Origin of the sequence: Colwellia sp. KU-HH00111 (assembly GCF_040362745.1) — a bacterium.
Lineage (GTDB): Bacteria > Pseudomonadota > Gammaproteobacteria > Enterobacterales > Alteromonadaceae > Colwellia.
In genome coordinates this window covers 128,636-144,093 of the sequence record NZ_BAABWO010000009.1, presented here as the reverse complement: position 1 = coordinate 144,093, position 15,458 = coordinate 128,636, and the positions used below count along the sequence as shown (strand labels likewise).

The window sequence follows — 15,458 nt, the reverse complement described above, 5'->3', positions numbered from 1 at the left end:
GTGGAAAAAATTTGGCTTGAAAAAAGTTATCCGCCAGGGGTTGAGTTTGAAATTGACCCTGAAAAGTATAACTCATTGGCAGACTTGTTTTTTAAATATACCAAGTTATATGAAAATAATACGGCGTTCATTAATATGGGTGCCAGTATTAGTTATCAAGAACTAGCTGAACAAGCCACTGATTTTGCCGCCTACTTACAGCAGGATTTAGGCTTAGTGAAAGGCGATAAATTCGCGATAATGATCCCTAACCTGTTGCAATACCCCATTGCACTGTTTGCAGCGTTAATTTCTGGATTAACGGTGGTTAATGTTAACCCACTCTATACTGCACGTGAGTTACAACATCAGTTAAAAGACTCGGGTGCAAAAGGCATTCTTATTCTTGAAAACTTTGCCCATGTGCTAGAAGCAGTCATTGATAAAACAGATATTAACCATGTTATCATTACAGGTGTTGGTGACCGTTTAGGTAAACTTAAGGGTGCAGTAATAAATACTGTTTTAAAACATGTTAAAAAACAGGTGCCTGCATATAACTTGCCTAATAAGGTTAAATTTAATACCGCAATGGCTACGGGCGGCAAGCGTAGTTTTACCCCCGTAGAAATTGTTGGCTCTGATCTAGCTTTTTTACAGTATACTGGCGGCACCACAGGTCCATCAAAAGGTGCAATGTTAACGCATCGAAATATGGTATCAAACCTAGAACAATCAAATGCGGCAACTAAAAATGTTTACGAAGTAGGTAAAGAGATAATGATAACGGCCTTACCGCTTTATCATGTGTTTGCGCTGACCTCAAACTGCTTATGTTTTATCCCTTTTGGCGGTGCCAATCTGTTGATCACTAATCCTAGAGATATGCCGGGATTTGTAAAAGAGATCAGCAAATATAAGTTCACCGCAATTACTGGGGTAAATACCTTATTTAATGCCTTATTACATACACCAGGCTTTGATAAACTTGATTTTAGTGCGCTAAAACTTGGCTTTGCCGGGGGGATGGCAGTACAACGTCCCGTAGCAGAGCTTTGGGAGAAAGTAACCAAAACCAGACTTTTAGAAGGTTACGGTTTAACCGAGTGTTGTCCCTTGGTTACCATGAGTCCATACAATCAAAAAGCATATAATGGGACAATTGGACTTCCAGCTTCGTCTACTGATATTCGTCTAATTGGTGACGATGGTGAAGAAGTCGCTATCGGTGAGCCGGGCGAGATGTGGGTTAAAGGGCCACAAGTGATGAAAGGTTATCACAACCGCCAAGATGCCACGGATGAAGTATTAAAAGATGGCTGGTTAGCGACAGGTGACATTGCTACCATGGATGACAATGGCTACTTTAGAATAGTGGATCGTAAAAAAGACATGATTATTGTGTCTGGTTTTAATGTTTTCCCTAATGAGATTGAAGAAGTTATTGTGATGCATGACGGGGTACTTGAAGCTGCAGCTATTGGTGTGCCTTGTGATAGCACCGGCGAAATGGTTAAAGTCTTTATTGTTAAGAAAGACCCTAATATAGACGAACAAACCATATTCGATCATTGTCATGAAATGCTCACTAATTATAAACGCCCTAAACTCGTTGAGTTTCTAACCGAGTTACCTAAAACCAATGTCGGTAAAGTATTACGTAAAGAGCTACGTACCTAGGCTATTAGCACTGTATAATTGATTTAGGTTTAATTTTAAAAAGAGCAATATGTTAGAAATTTATGCAGGCAATAATGCCTTAAAAGCGATAAACGAAAATGGATTTTCGCCTGAGCTGTTTAGCTCATTTCTTGGTGCGAGTGGTGGTCCTAAATGGTTTACTTTATACGGTTTAGACAAGTATATATTTGGTGAGTTTTTTAAAGATAGAACTCAACCACTTAATATTATTGGCTCGAGTGCTGGTGCGTTTAGAGCCGCTTGCTTTGCCCAAAAAAATCCTGTGGCAGCAATTGAACGTTTAGCTAAAAACTATAGTGAGACAGTTTATTCTGACAAAGCTCAACCTGAAGAAATAACCACTAAAGCTAGAGTGTTGTTAAATACTGTCTTTGGTGCTGATGGGGCTACAGAAATAAAAAATAACCCCGTATTTAAGGCGCATTTTATTGTGGCTAAGTGCAACGGCTTAGTTGCCTGTGAAAATAAATTTTTACAAGGGGTAGGGCTATTAATGAGCTTTGTTAGAAATAGCATTAGTCGCTCATTAATAAGTCGTCAATATCAGCGTTTTGTTTTTCAACAGAACTCAAGCCAACTCAGCTTTTATGATCCTGACAATATAGCAACCACAGGTGTAGCTTTTACTGAAGACAACATTAAAGAGGCATTACTTGCTTCTGGTTCTATACCTATGGTGATGCAAGGGATCAGAGATATTGCTGGTTGTCCAAACGGTATGTATCGAGACGGAGGGATTGTTGATTATCATTTTGATATTGAAGTTAAAAATGATGGATTAACCCTATACCCACATTTTAGCTCAACCCTAAAAGCGGGTTGGTTTGATAAAAATTTGTCTCGGAAAGTTAAACAAAAACATTACGATAAAACGGTACTTATTTGCCCGTCTGTACAGTTTATTAAATCACTGCCGTATGGAAAAATTCCAGATCGGACTGATTTTACCACCATGACACCAAAAGAAAGGCAAGCCTACTGGCAACGGGTTTTTATCGCAAGTGAACAATTAGCACAAGAGTTTGCACAGTTTTACCAAACGCAGGATATAAACCGAATAAAGAACATCGAATCATTATTGGCTTAGCATCATTAATTTGATAGAAAAATCAAATTAAGCAACTAGCAAGCTAACTTATTAAAACAATAAATAGAGAACTGACATGACAACTTATACCGCAATAAACTTAATCGCTCGTCCTTCTGCTGGCCCTGTAGGCCCTGACTTATTTGAAGTTGTTCAAAAAGACATGCCAAGCGTAGGCGAAGGGCAGTTTTTAGTAAAACAAAACCATATGTCACTTGATCCGGCAATGTTTGGTTGGATGAGCCCAGATACTGAAAGTTATATTCCTCCTGTTGAATTAGGCACTGTGATGCGTAGCTCAGGTGTTGGCGAAATTGTTGAAAGCAATCACCCTGATTTTAATGTGGGCGATCGCGTTATGGGTATGATGGGCTGGCAAGAATACTTTTTAAGTGATGGTACTGGATTAAATAAAGTGACCGCCCCATTACCAGATGAAGCCATACTCTCTGTTTTTGCGCTGCCGGGCTTAACCGCTACCCAAGGACTTTACAGCATAGGTAAACCGCAACAAGGTGAAACTCTTGTTGTTTCTGGTGCTGCAGGCTCAGTGGGCTCTATTGTTGGGCAATTAGCGAAAGCAGATGGCTTAACGGTGGTTGGTGTAGTAGGCAGTGATGAAAAAGCAGATTGGATCGTAAATGAGTTAGGGTTTGATGGTGCGGTTAATTACAAAACTGATGACTTATCAGCCAAGCTTGCTCAATTAACGCCAAATGGAATTGATGTTTATTTTGAAAATACCGGTGGCCCAATTCAACATCATGTCTTTGAGCGAATGAATGCCCATGGCCGAATTGCGGTTTGTGGTTTAATTGCTGATTACCCAAAAGCAGAGCCTGACTTAGCACCAAATTGGATCCCAATCATTAAAAAACGGTTGACCATCCAAGGCTTCACTATGCCAGATCACTTCGACAAAATACCTGCACTGTTAGAAAAATTAACGCCTTATGTTATGAAAGGACAAATTAAACATCGGGCGCATGTACTAAATGGACTTGAATCAGCAATGACAGGTTTGAATTTATTTTTTACCGGAAAAAATAAAGGCAAGCTAATCGTTAAGTTATAAGCATAAATATTCAACCATTTTTACGATAGGCATAAAGATGAAAACGTATTCTAAATTAAAAAAAACAGCTGCAACTGCAACATTAGCGACGCTTGTTACTATTAGTTCATTATCGGTCAGCGCTCAAACCGATGAGAAAAATGATCTAGACCTTGTTATTGATAAAGCGGTATCTGTATTTAAATCTATCACAGGTACTGAAGATGTTATTGTAGATGAAAACAGCTTCAGTTGTATCAGAGAAATGACACCTGTTCGTCACTTTTACGTTGATAATTTGTTAGGTGATATTGAAAGTACACTAGAGGTTGCTAATAATCCTGAAGGTGCTATTTATCCGCCGGGTTCAGTGGTACAACTTGTACCAACGGAAGTGATGGTCAAACGCGAATCAGGCACATTTCCAGCAACCGGCGATTGGGAGTTCTTTGAACTAGAAGTCGATGATAAAGGGACAAAAATTGCCAAGCGCGGTTTTGTTGATGTCAATAATCGTTTTGGCGGAAACTGCTTCTCATGTCATGCGCCTGCACGTGAAAAATGGGACTTTATCTGTGAATCAAACCATGGCTGTGAGCCCATCCCTATTGATCATAAAATGACGGGTGCTCTGCAGCGCTCTGATCCACGCTGTGGTGAAGAGGTACTTCAAGATGGTGATACCATGGCATTGATTAAACTTAAAACTATGGTTGTTATCGGTAGTGCTAAAAAATGGTTAGAAGATCTGTTCTAATTCATTCTCTCATTCAAATAGCGTAAAATAGTTTTCGTCTTGAAGTCGAATGACCAGCAAGTAGATTGTAGAAGCGTATTAAACGTTTGTTGAGCCAAAAAGTAGAAAGCTGCTTATGATAAAATAAGCAGCTAAAGAAATAGATTAATAGGAAAACCATGTTTAAAAGTACAGATAATTATATCGCTTCGAGCGATCTTACCTTAGCGGTAAATGCCGCCATCGCCTTAGAAAAACCATTATTGATTAAAGGTGAGCCCGGCACAGGTAAAACACAATTAGCTGAAGAATTAGCTAAATCACTAAACTGTAAATTGTTTCAATGGCACATAAAATCGACCACCAAAGCACAACAAGGTTTGTATGAATATGATGCTGTATCACGATTACGCGATAGTCAATTAGGTGACGAACGTGTTCATGATATTTCAAATTACATTGTTAAAGGTAAGCTATGGCAGGCGTTTGAAGAAGAGCAAAGACCCATTTTATTAATTGATGAAATAGATAAAGCTGATATCGAGTTTCCAAATGATTTACTGCAAGAACTCGACAAAATGGAGTTTTTTGTTTATGAAACCCAACAAGTGATCAAAGCAAAGCAAAGACCTATCATTATTATCACCTCTAATAATGAAAAAGAACTACCTGATGCTTTTTTAAGACGTTGTTTTTTCCATTACATTAAATTTCCAACCAAAGTTGAAATGGCACAAATAATTGATGTGCATCACCCCAATGTTAAGCGAGATTTACTTAAGCAAACGTTGGAAGTTTTTTTTGATTTACGAGAAATAAACGGTATCAAGAAAAAACCATCTACGTCTGAATTAATTGATTGGTTAAAGCTGTTGATATCAGACGACATCGCTCAAGATGTTTTACTTGATAAGAAATCAGACATTATTCCCTTGTTTGGCGCGTTGTTAAAAAATGAGCAAGATGTATCTTTAATTGAAAAGCTTGCTTTTATGAGCCGTAGAAACGGGTGATGTAACAGTGTTTATTGATTTTTTCCTGACGTTAAAAAAGCACAAAGTTCCCTGCAGTTTACGAGAGTTATTAGATTTAATTGCGTTATTAAAAGCGGGTGTTGTTTTTGCGAATGTTGATGACTTTTATAACCTTGCCAAAATTGTCATGGTTAAAGATGAGATCCACTATGATAAATACGATAATGCTTTTGCAGAATATTTCAAAGGCATAGAAAGTATTGATGTATTTGATCAGATTTTACCTGAAGACTGGTTAAGGAAGGAGTTTGAGAAACATTTATCTCAAGAAGAAAAAGACCAACTCAAGTCGTTAGGTGGGCTTGAGCAATTAATGAAAACCTTAAAAGAGCGCCTTGAAGAGCAAAAAAAACGTCATGCCGGTGGTAATAAGTGGATTGGTACAGGTGGTACATCCCCCTTTGGTGCCTACGGCTATAACCCTGAAGGGATCAGGGTAGGGCAAGATAAAAATCGCAACAAAAGTGCGGTGAAAGTGTGGGATAAAAGGGAATTTAAAAACTTTGATCAAGACAGAGAATTAGGCACTCGTAACATTAAGTTAGCATTAAAAAAATTGCGAAAATTTGCCCGTACCGGAGCCAGCGAAAAACTTGATATACAGAACACTATTAGCTCTACCGCAAAAAATGGTGGCTTACTCGACGTTCATATGGAGCCAGAGCGACACAATGCAGTCAAAGTGTTGATGTTTTTTGATATTGGTGGCTCTATGGATGATTACATTCATACCTGCGAAGAGTTGTTTTCAGCAGCGCATACTGAATTCAAACACTTAAAGTTCTTTTATTTTCACAATTGTTTATATGAGAAAGTTTGGCAAGATAACACCAGGCGTTATCACGAAACTATAGATCTTGAAGAGATAATAAGAACATTTGGTAGTGATTATAAAGTCATTTTTGTTGGTGATGCGACCATGGGACCTTATGAAATTGTTGCCCCCGGTGGTAGCGTTGAGCACTGGAATGAAAAGCCCGGTGCTGAATATATGAATCGTCTGTTAAGCCATTTTAATAAGGTTGCATGGTTAAACCCACAACCTGAAAGTCATTGGCCTTATCATCATTCAATCTCAATTATTCAACAGTTGCTCAACAACAAAATGTACCCATTAACGGTAGATGGAATTGGGCGTGCAATAAAAGAAATAAGTTAACTAAGCGCTAAACATCCAGCAATACCTGTAAGTTAGTTAAATGTTTACTGGTATTGCTTTCAATTACTGTTATAAATAACGATTAAAAAACTCAACCACACTCGACTCAGCTTTATCTTTGTCGTGTTGCCATAAACGTGTATGACGGCCACCTTCAGCTTGCCAGAACTGTTTAGGCTCGTTAGCGGCGGCAAATAAACGTTGTCCGTGACTAAAGTCGACGGTTTGATCTGCGGTGCCATGCATAATGTAAATAGGGCGAGGAGATATTTGACCAATGTATGACTCAGGGTTTATTTCATCGGCATCGGCATCGCCACGCCATTCAAATAGTTTTTCAACAACGGGCATTAATGGGTAACGTGGTAGGCCGTGCAATTTTTTACCTTGCTCGGCTAATACGTCCATGCCATTGGCATAACCTCCACTGAAAACACCTACTTTTACGCGTGGATCTTTTGCCATCACAATAATGCCGGTAGCAGCCCCCATTGAAAAACCCATCAGCCCGATTTGCTTGATATTTTTTTTATTTTCTAAAAAATCTAAAGCGGCGGTTACATCTTTTCTCTCATGAAAACTCATGGTGGATAGGATGTTTGGATCTTGACGCGGGTGACGCATATCAAAAGCTAACACATGGTAACCAGCGGCTAATAATGGTTTTGCATAGCGCATGCCTTCAGTGCGATTTGCGCCGCGTCCGTGGACAAGCAAAATAGCTTTATCATTATTTGAGACATTATTTGTGACATTAGTTGCCAAATGAGTATCACTCGATGCCATATACCAACCGGGCAGAGTTAAGCCATCTGAACTGGTAAAGCTAACATTCTCAAATTCAATATTTTGTGTGCTTGGATCACCACAAAAAACATAATGTTCTTGGTCACACTCATTAATACCTAAATGCAATATTACTGATGAAAAATGCCAGCCAGCAGCGCACAAAAGAACACTAAACACTAAGCTAATAGAAATTATTGTTTTTTTTATCATTTCGTTATTGCCTATCAATAGAGATTAATTATAAAACCTTTGAATTGTCAATTGGGGCTAAATCATCAAATTCAGGGGGACGATTTTTTGCTTTAGCCTTAAAGGTTTCCATCATATCGTTTTGCGGCTGAAACATACCACTTTGCCAAACAGACATATAATTCAAGCTATCAGCAACGCTATGATCCCGAGCATAATTGATCATCTCCTTACAACCAGTTACCGCTAGTGGTGAACGGGCAGCAATATCAGTGGCAATAGCCATCACGGCAGTTAACATGCTTTCTTGAACGTCATAAACGCTATTGACCAAACCCGCATCTTTTGCCTCTTGCGCGGGCATTCTGCGACCGGTATAGGCTAATTCTTTTACTAAACCCATCGAAATTAATTTAGGCAAACGTTGTAAGGTACCTAAGTCTGCGGTCATCGCCAGTTTTGTTTCTTCAATGCTAAAAAATGCATCACTGGTACAATAGCGACAATCAGCAGCACTCACTAAATCAACTGCACCACCAATACAACCACCTTGAATAGCCATTAATATGGGCATGCGAGCTTTTTCTAATACGTTGAAGCACTCTTGTAGTCGCAGTACTGTTCTACGAAGTTGTTCATGTTTACGGCCAAGTTCCATTGTGGTGTCTTGTTCACTTTGTGTGAATACCGATAAATCCATACCTGCACAAAAATGCTTGCCAGTAGAAGAAATAACGATAACTCGTGCGGCAGACTCATTATTAATATCATGAATAACAGTTGGGAATTCTTGCCAAAAATCGAGATTCATTGAATTAAATGCATCAGGACGATTAAGCTTGATATGGGCAATTTTATTGCTTACTTCTACCGTTAAACTTTTATAGTTGCTTATGTTACTCATAATATAAATCCTAGAATTTCAATACACTTTGCGCGTCAATCTCAATAGCTGCATCTAAAGCTGCAAGTATCAGCTGTCGCTCTTTTAATTTTGTACCATGATGAGCAGCCATATTGAGTGATTGCATTTGCTTAGCGACTGCTTGCGCGGTACTCACAAGTTTGTCTTCTTCAACAACCTGATCGAGAAAACCTGCTAACACGGCTGTTTCAGGGTTAAATAATTCCGCGTTAATCACTGAGCGGGTTAAGTAGTTACGAGGAATACGATTACGAGCTATTTCAATACCAGCATTATGCATTGTCATACCGATAAGTACTTCGTTTAGTCCTATTTTGAAGCTACCAGCACTGCCAATTCGATAGTCGCAACACAGCAATAAGAAGGCGCCTTTTGCAATGGCATGTCCAGTACAAAGACCAACAATCGGCGTAGGAAAAGCTAGCATTCTGCGTGCTAATTTAGATCCTTCAGTGACCAGACCTATAGCTGATTCAGAGCTGGTTTTCATGGTGTTAAGATCAAAACCACCAGAGAATATGCCCGCTTGTCCGGTCAAAATAACCACTGCCTTTTCTTGTTCTGCGTGGTCTAATGCTAGATTAATCTCATTGATAACCTGATGAGAAATAGCATTCACTTTGCCGTTGTTTAAAGTAATTGTATGTACGTTATTGTCGATGTCTACGGTGATTAGTTCCATGGGTATTTAGCTCTGTTTCTATTAATGTATGTTAAGTTGAAATGACCATTAACGATGATCATTTCTTTAATCTTTACTGGTTATACCAGTTAATAATTAGCAGTACAAAGGAAATCTTTGAATTAATTAGCCATGGCTATTGGCCACTTGATAGGCTGGTCGCTGTTGAACTTTCTCAAGATAGCGTTGTATATTGCTACAAGCCTCTATTAATTTTAAATTATTTGCTATTTCTAATGTTATTGTCATCATAATATCTGCTGCAGAAAATTCATCGCCAGCAAAGTAGGGTTGCTTGGCCAATGTTTGGTCTATATATGAAAAGTCTAGCGCAATTTCTTTAGCAATATAACCATCAAGCGGCTTGTCTCCTGATCGGGTTTCCATACTCATTAATAAAGTGGATATCACTGGCAGAGCTAAAGAGCCTTCAGCAAAATGTAACCACTCTAAATACTGAACATATTGTGTAGTATTAGGTGCGGGTTTTAGCTGATTTGAGGGGGCTTTATTCAGAATATATTCCAAAATAGCGCCCGATTCACACAAGGTGGTTTCACCATCAACAATGATGGGTGCTTTGGCTAACGGATGAATTAATCGTAAGCTTTCAGGGGCTAAATTGGTGATAGGATCGCGTTGGTGTGTAACGAGAGTATACGCCATGGATAACTCTTCGAGTAACCAAATTACTCTTTTTGAACGTGACTTATTTAAATGGTGTACTGTGATCATAATTTTTTCCTGTAAATATAGTGCCACTGGGGCGTTAATGTTTAATCTTGTTCTTAATCAAAAAAACTAACCGCATCCTCAATCGATGCGCGATCTGTTCGAGTTTTATTTACCGCAGCACTGTCATCGGCATAACCAAATGACATGCCAAATAAAATACCGCGTTCCTCTGGCAGATTTAATACTTCTCTCACGGGATCAGGAAATTGTCCTAATGCCCCTTGCATACAATTTGACAAACCATTCTCTGCCAGAACTAATGACAATGTTTGTGCATAAATCCCTAAATCTACCGCACCCATAATGTCTAGGTACCTATCCATGGTGAAAAAGACCGCATGTGGGGCATCAAAAAATTGCCAGTTGCGTACCATGGCCATTTGTCGTGCTTTTTTATCTTCTCTGGCAATGCCTACCGAACTATATAGCGCATTTGCTGAGCCAAACTGGCGATCACGATGGATACCGCTGTATTGCGCTAACCAATTAAAATCAGGATTTGGTTTAGTACCACTCATTAAGGTGGCAATGAATTTTTCTTTTAATTTATCTTTAGTTGTACCTGAAACAACGCATGCTTGCCATGGCTGGACATTACAATTGGAAGGGGAAAGTTGAGCGTTTTCAAAAATGCGTGTTAACAATGCTTTGGATACAGGTTTATCAAGAAACGCTCGAACTGAAGCGCGTTCCTCCAAGATTGATTCAATTTTCATATATCAGACTCTTAAGGCAGTTGAATTAAAAACATATATTTTTTGTGTTTAATGTGTGTTTTTATAATATATCCATGCTATATCGCGTTATTTAATTAAACCAATGAATAATCCTTATAAGTAACTATTCGTATTTTTAATACAACTTAGCTTCACTTAATAAAATCTAAACTATTTACTGATCGCTTTTAACGTTACAATGGCAGCCACTTTACACGTATCAGTTATCCTTATAAGAGCTAAAAACTTAATGAAATCATATACCAACATTGCCGAATTAATTGCAGCATTAGAAGCAGAAATAATAGCACTCTCTGACGAAATATCCACATTAAAACAAGAGCCACAAAGCTTAAATGAACAAATTATCTTCAAATTTATAGATACGGGAAGTACCGGTAAAACAAAAGACTTTGTGAGATCGTTAGGGATAAAATCTGAACGTGGTTCTTTATTTTCATCCGGAGATGTCAGTAAGTTGATAAAAGCAGGTGCAGAAGATATTTCACCTGAGCTGTTAGCCATCGCGAGAAAAGTTGTTAGTATGAAAAAGAAACATGGTCCTAATCGATAACCTATTGTCTTGAATAGGTTATTTATTTAGCATAAATGCTAGTTTGATGCAGTTTTTGTTTAGCCTTGTCTTTTGTAGTTTCTTGATACTATTTGAGGCTGTATAACTTAAAGTGTGATTGATAGGTTTAGTTATCACCATGAAAACATCAGGACAATATTATGAAACAATTATTAATACTATCGATGTTCGCGTCATCGTTATGTGCGTCAACAATTGACGTGACCACTTATTCTGAGTCATTGCAATTTGCGCAGGTAACCAATGTTCAAGTAACAAAAAACACCAATGGTAGTTGGTGTTTTGCCACATCAGTTCGACATAATGACCAAGGCTGGGAGCATTACGCTGATGGCTGGGAAGTTATAGATTTTGAAGGCAAGCAACTAGGTTACCGAAAACTTGGTCATCCACATGATAACGAACAACCATTTACCCGCAACCAGTGTGAGATTTCAATTCCTGCAGATATATCTAAGGTAGTGGTAAGAGCAAAATGCAATAAACATGGCTTTGGTGGTAAAGCGATGGTTGTTGACCTAAAATCTATTTAAGCCTGTTTTGAACTTAAACGAGTAGCATTTAAGGAGAATTCATATGTCATACATTGATGGCTTTGTAGCCGCTGTACCAACTGTAAATAAAGAAAAGTATATTGAGCATGCAAAAATATCAGCGGTAGTTTTTAAGGAGCATGGAGCCCTAAAAATCATTGAGTCTTGGGGGGAAAGTGTCCCTGATGGTGATGTCACATCATTTCCTATGGCTGTGAAGTGTGGTGAAGATGAAACGGTTGTTTTTTCAACCGTTATCTGGCCGTCAAAGGATGTTCGTGACGCGGGCTGGGATGCCATTATGGCAGATCCAAGAATGCACCCAGATCAAAACCCGATGCCATTTGATGGTAAACGACTAATATATGGTGGTTTCGACGCTATTTTAGAAGAATAGCTTTGCGAGTTTTTAGTGCCTTACCGTATGAGATTGGTGTTTTCTTAGTTTTCTTTCTTATTAGGACCTTTTAAGTCTGTGAATTAACCTTATGCGTATATTTATTGTTCTATCATTCTTTATTTCTACTTTTGTAATTGCTGAAAATATTAAGCCTTTTACTTCTGATGGATGTAGCTCTTTTCCTGATGGCACGCTTGAACACAATGAGCTTTGGTTATCTTGTTGCACCGCACATGATTACGCTTATTGGCAAGGTGGTACCTATGATGAAAGGCTAATAGCGGATAAAGCACTTCAGCAATGTGTTACTAATGTTGGCGAGCCGCAAATAGCAAAGCTGATGTTAGCGGGGGTTCGTGTGGGAGGAAGCCCTTATTTTCCTACGTCGTTTAGATGGGGATATGGTTGGTCATACCCTAGATGGTATCAAGCGTTAACGGATGAAGAAAAAAAACAAGTAGCTTTGTTAACAACTGACGCATTAAAGATGAATTACCTAACCACAAAATAGATTAAACCCCGTTGTTATTGATAATTTTTAGCGTAGCGCTGGCACTGTTTTAACAGTTGGCAAAAATCTTCCAACTCTCGGTCTGTACTCGTTTCAGGTAGATATAAGTGATAGCCCAATCCCTTTTGCAGAACTTGGCAGTGATATAAAAAAGCGGCAAGTGGTCCTTTTATTTTTTTGCCAGATTCTAAGCTATAAGGCGTAAAATTAAGTTGTACCTCTTCTAATAATAGTAAATTTTGCATTACTGCAAAACGTATTAAAGGCCGCTGTTCATGAATGAGTCTATTAGCTAAACGAGGTGATATTTGCTCTGCTAAAATGTCCAGACTCTTGAGTTTAATACCTACGTAAGGTAAAACTATGGTAGATAGACCAACAGTTTCTTTAATCGTATTAATGCTTTGTATTTGTTGCCATGCGAGTGTCCAATGGCCATGACGGTGGTAGTATTGAATACGTTGTGGGGTTAACGCAATACTAACGCTTGGCTCTGAACGCTTTAATATACCAGTAAATGATATCACCAAAGTTAATAGATAGAAAAAAATCAAAATCAGACGGTGGCTTCGCCAATAATATTGGCTGAGGAAGAAGGCGATAAGAAATATTACGCCAGCGAGTAGTATTAAAAAAACCGCGTGTTGATTGGCTTTAGCTCTAATATTAATAACAGGCGGAGGTGTCGTCATATAAAGGCAAAAATGCTAATGGTAAATGAGTTCTTTAGCGTTAAATGAAATAATATCTATCCAAGTGGTTAATAATAATTAGCATGCCATGCTATTTAGATTTTCCAAATAACGCTTAGCTTCATCACTGAAAACCATTGATGACTTTACTTCATCTAAGGTTTCGCTACTGATCTCTTGATGTTCAAACCTCAACTCTAGTTCACTGATAATATTTGCTTCATAGACATAACAAGCAATAGGTCGTTTACTATGTATTGCAGGCAACATTGTAGAATGCGTTAATTGTGCCTGCAATGCCAGCGCATCCAAAATTGAAGGGGGTAAGTTCCAGTATTTCGCAATGTGGTACGTCATTCTTTTAGAGTTTTTAGACAATAGTGCTTTAAAAGCTTTCGAGCTAGGTTGACAGTCAGGGTGCACATAATTAAAGGCTTCTATTAAAAGCTGATAAATTATCATATCGCCCATGTTGCAAAGTAAACCTATTAAATAGCCTTGCGCAGATTCTTGTTTGTGGGGGGAGTTATTTATTAATTGTTTAGCAATCATCCCCGTAGTAAAACAATGTTGCCATATTTTGTTACCGTACTGTTTGAAATATATGGGAGATTGAGGAGTTAGTTTAGCAATAAACCCATTAATGATACCCTCAATTAAACCATTTGACCCAAGTAGCAAAAATGCTGATTTAAGATTTGTTATTTCTTTATGACTTTTGTTGTAATAGGACGAGTTTGCTAATTCTATTACTTTTACTGCGATGAGCGGCTCTTTTTGGATCAACGATATTAAAACGTCAGTATCGAATTCATTATCATTTAATTGTTCAATAATCGTGGTCAAAGAAACAGGTAACAAAGGTAAGGATTCGAGTATTAGTTTTGGCTGTAAGATACATTGTTCTATTTGTTTTGACACATAACCGGATAACTCGTCTTGTTGTTCGTTAGTTGAAGCGCACCCAAATAAAAAGTCGTAAAATGCCTGTTGGTGTATTTCTTCACTTGAGGTCAATTGCAACTTTTCTGATGCCGTTGTGTATTGAGTTTTAGCAATATTTTCGTCTTGACAATCTTGATTTGCATTTCTTTCATCTTCAAAATAAAAGTAATTAGGTTGATGTTTAGTGCTTTTGGAGAAAAGTTTTTTGATCAGAGATTTAAACATGTAAATTGATAATCCAATGGGGTTTTTAAATAGCAATATTCACACTAGTTCCATACGTTATTCTAGTCAAATTTTTATGATTAGCAACTTAGATCTGTTTTTAGGTATTTATTAGATCTAATTATAAATAACAACATGTGCTTGTAATCATTGGTTGAGTAAATTGGTTAGTTAAGCTTAAAACTCATTCCAAACATTAGTACCCCAAATATATGGTTGATTTGGATAACAACAGAAGCTTAGCGTTTTTCTTGGCACTAAGATGACATGAAGAATTTCATTATTCAAATTAAGCGCCCAGACTTGCAAGCTTTTAAACTAGCACTGGCGTTAAAGGTTCTAACTTAACCATTAGTAACACTTAGTCATTCAAAATATAGCTAATGCCTTTAGAAAACTTCATCCTACTATCGAATTGACTGTTTGTTGAATAGTGACTAGGTATTTTTGAATTTTGTATTTAAACAAGTGTAATGATATTGAAGAATTAGGGACAAAAAGCATAACAACACAAAAACCTTGATCTAACGCAGTAAATGTAGATTTTGTTATTGAAACATATTGGGTAGGGTGTGAAAAAACTTTACTTTTTTGTGATTGAGATCAAAAATACTATCCAATAATGTGATTGAGATCACGTTGGTTTGGTGTCAGTAACTCTTATTGTTTGTACAAGTGTTGTATTCATATAGTGTTTAATTGTTTACGTCAGTGGGTATACGTTCTATTTCAGGAAATCACCATAAAATGCTTGAGTAAAACTGTAATTAT

17 protein-coding genes are annotated in these 15,458 nt (G+C 37.8%); 10 read left to right on the top strand and 7 right to left on the bottom strand.

What is annotated here, in order from left to right:
- From ABXG98_RS15935 to ABXG98_RS15910, 6 genes are all read left to right on the top strand, one after another.
- The gene (locus ABXG98_RS15935; RefSeq protein WP_353539680.1) at positions 1-1,659 is read left to right on the top strand and encodes an AMP-binding protein; all 1,659 of its coding nucleotides are present in this window, start codon (positions 1-3) and stop codon (positions 1,657-1,659) included.
- Between the two features lie 49 nt (positions 1,660-1,708).
- Complete coding sequence (locus ABXG98_RS15930) at positions 1,709-2,767, top strand: patatin-like phospholipase family protein (RefSeq protein WP_353539679.1); 1,059 nt, start codon at positions 1,709-1,711, stop codon at positions 2,765-2,767.
- Positions 2,768-2,843: 76 nt separating this feature from the next.
- Positions 2,844-3,842 carry an NADP-dependent oxidoreductase gene (locus ABXG98_RS15925; RefSeq protein ID WP_353539678.1) on the top strand — a complete coding sequence of 333 codons (999 nt, stop codon included), beginning with the start codon at positions 2,844-2,846 and terminating at the stop codon, positions 3,840-3,842.
- 37 nt (positions 3,843-3,879) lie between these two features.
- On the top strand, positions 3,880-4,578 hold the full coding sequence (locus ABXG98_RS15920) for a cytochrome P460 family protein (protein ID WP_353539677.1): 699 nt from the start codon (positions 3,880-3,882) through the stop codon (positions 4,576-4,578).
- 158 nt (positions 4,579-4,736) lie between these two features.
- Positions 4,737-5,570, top strand: coding sequence for an AAA family ATPase (locus ABXG98_RS15915; RefSeq protein WP_353539676.1), 834 nt, complete (start codon positions 4,737-4,739; stop codon positions 5,568-5,570).
- Positions 5,571-5,577: 7 nt separating this feature from the next.
- Positions 5,578-6,750, top strand: a complete 1,173-nt coding sequence (locus tag ABXG98_RS15910; protein WP_353539675.1) for a vWA domain-containing protein — start codon at positions 5,578-5,580, stop codon at positions 6,748-6,750.
- A 69-nt stretch (positions 6,751-6,819) separates the two neighbouring features.
- Here ABXG98_RS15910 and ABXG98_RS15905 read toward each other — a convergent pair whose 3' ends face one another.
- From ABXG98_RS15905 to ABXG98_RS15885, 5 genes are all read right to left on the bottom strand, one after another.
- A complete protein-coding gene (locus ABXG98_RS15905; protein WP_353539674.1) occupies positions 6,820-7,749 on the bottom strand; it encodes an alpha/beta hydrolase in 930 nt (309 codons plus the stop codon).
- A gap of 28 nt (positions 7,750-7,777) precedes the next feature.
- Positions 7,778-8,632, bottom strand: coding sequence for a crotonase/enoyl-CoA hydratase family protein (locus tag ABXG98_RS15900; protein WP_353539673.1), 855 nt, complete (start codon positions 8,630-8,632; stop codon positions 7,778-7,780).
- Between the two features lie 10 nt (positions 8,633-8,642).
- Positions 8,643-9,335 carry a crotonase/enoyl-CoA hydratase family protein gene (locus ABXG98_RS15895; protein WP_353539672.1) on the bottom strand — a complete coding sequence of 231 codons (693 nt, stop codon included), beginning with the start codon at positions 9,333-9,335 and terminating at the stop codon, positions 8,643-8,645.
- A gap of 126 nt (positions 9,336-9,461) precedes the next feature.
- Positions 9,462-10,070: a glutathione S-transferase family protein gene (locus tag ABXG98_RS15890; protein WP_353539671.1), complete on the bottom strand. Its 609-nt coding sequence runs from the start codon at positions 10,068-10,070 to the stop codon at positions 9,462-9,464.
- Positions 10,071-10,123: 53 nt separating this feature from the next.
- Complete coding sequence (locus ABXG98_RS15885; protein WP_353539670.1) at positions 10,124-10,786, bottom strand: nitroreductase; 663 nt, start codon at positions 10,784-10,786, stop codon at positions 10,124-10,126.
- Positions 10,787-11,036: 250 nt separating this feature from the next.
- Here ABXG98_RS15885 and ABXG98_RS15880 point away from each other — a divergent pair, with 250 nt between their 5' ends.
- From ABXG98_RS15880 to ABXG98_RS15865, 4 genes are all read left to right on the top strand, one after another.
- Positions 11,037-11,360 (top strand): hypothetical protein, encoded by a 324-nt coding sequence (locus ABXG98_RS15880; protein WP_353539669.1) that lies wholly within the window; start codon positions 11,037-11,039, stop codon positions 11,358-11,360.
- Between the two features lie 161 nt (positions 11,361-11,521).
- Entirely contained in the window at positions 11,522-11,914 is a 393-nt protein-coding gene (locus tag ABXG98_RS15875; RefSeq protein ID WP_353539668.1) for a hypothetical protein, read from the top strand.
- Positions 11,915-11,957: 43 nt separating this feature from the next.
- On the top strand, positions 11,958-12,311 hold the full coding sequence (locus ABXG98_RS15870; RefSeq protein ID WP_353539667.1) for a DUF1428 domain-containing protein: 354 nt from the start codon (positions 11,958-11,960) through the stop codon (positions 12,309-12,311).
- A 91-nt stretch (positions 12,312-12,402) separates the two neighbouring features.
- On the top strand, positions 12,403-12,825 hold the full coding sequence (locus ABXG98_RS15865; protein ID WP_353539666.1) for a hypothetical protein: 423 nt from the start codon (positions 12,403-12,405) through the stop codon (positions 12,823-12,825).
- A gap of 14 nt (positions 12,826-12,839) precedes the next feature.
- On the opposite strand, the gene ABXG98_RS15860 is transcribed toward ABXG98_RS15865, so the two are convergent.
- Entirely contained in the window at positions 12,840-13,517 is a 678-nt protein-coding gene (locus ABXG98_RS15860) for a DUF2982 domain-containing protein (RefSeq protein ID WP_353539665.1), read from the bottom strand.
- Positions 13,518-13,595: 78 nt separating this feature from the next.
- Positions 13,596-14,687 carry an HDOD domain-containing protein gene (locus tag ABXG98_RS15855; RefSeq protein ID WP_353539664.1) on the bottom strand — a complete coding sequence of 364 codons (1,092 nt, stop codon included), beginning with the start codon at positions 14,685-14,687 and terminating at the stop codon, positions 13,596-13,598.
- Between the last annotated feature and the right edge of the window lie 771 nt (positions 14,688-15,458).

Excerpts from the sequence above, each read along its gene's own strand:
- ABXG98_RS15895 (WP_353539672.1), bottom strand. The coding sequence starts at position 9,335 with ATGGAACTAATCACCGTAGACATCGACAATAACGTACATACAATTACT.
- ABXG98_RS15925 (WP_353539678.1), top strand. The coding sequence starts at position 2,844 with ATGACAACTTATACCGCAATAAACTTAATCGCTCGTCCTTCTGCTGGC.
- ABXG98_RS15880 (WP_353539669.1), top strand. The coding sequence starts at position 11,037 with ATGAAATCATATACCAACATTGCCGAATTAATTGCAGCATTAGAAGCA.
- ABXG98_RS15890 (WP_353539671.1), bottom strand. The coding sequence starts at position 10,070 with ATGATCACAGTACACCATTTAAATAAGTCACGTTCAAAAAGAGTAATT.
- ABXG98_RS15885 (WP_353539670.1), bottom strand. The coding sequence starts at position 10,786 with ATGAAAATTGAATCAATCTTGGAGGAACGCGCTTCAGTTCGAGCGTTT.
- ABXG98_RS15875 (WP_353539668.1), top strand. The coding sequence starts at position 11,522 with ATGAAACAATTATTAATACTATCGATGTTCGCGTCATCGTTATGTGCG.
- ABXG98_RS15860 (WP_353539665.1), bottom strand. The coding sequence starts at position 13,517 with ATGACGACACCTCCGCCTGTTATTAATATTAGAGCTAAAGCCAATCAA.
- ABXG98_RS15905 (WP_353539674.1), bottom strand. The coding sequence starts at position 7,749 with ATGATAAAAAAAACAATAATTTCTATTAGCTTAGTGTTTAGTGTTCTT.
- ABXG98_RS15870 (WP_353539667.1), top strand. The coding sequence starts at position 11,958 with ATGTCATACATTGATGGCTTTGTAGCCGCTGTACCAACTGTAAATAAA.
- ABXG98_RS15930 (WP_353539679.1), top strand. The coding sequence starts at position 1,709 with ATGTTAGAAATTTATGCAGGCAATAATGCCTTAAAAGCGATAAACGAA.
- ABXG98_RS15915 (WP_353539676.1), top strand. The coding sequence starts at position 4,737 with ATGTTTAAAAGTACAGATAATTATATCGCTTCGAGCGATCTTACCTTA.
- ABXG98_RS15920 (WP_353539677.1), top strand. The coding sequence starts at position 3,880 with ATGAAAACGTATTCTAAATTAAAAAAAACAGCTGCAACTGCAACATTA.
- ABXG98_RS15865 (WP_353539666.1), top strand. The coding sequence starts at position 12,403 with ATGCGTATATTTATTGTTCTATCATTCTTTATTTCTACTTTTGTAATT.
- ABXG98_RS15855 (WP_353539664.1), bottom strand. The coding sequence starts at position 14,687 with ATGTTTAAATCTCTGATCAAAAAACTTTTCTCCAAAAGCACTAAACAT.
- ABXG98_RS15900 (WP_353539673.1), bottom strand. The coding sequence starts at position 8,632 with ATGAGTAACATAAGCAACTATAAAAGTTTAACGGTAGAAGTAAGCAAT.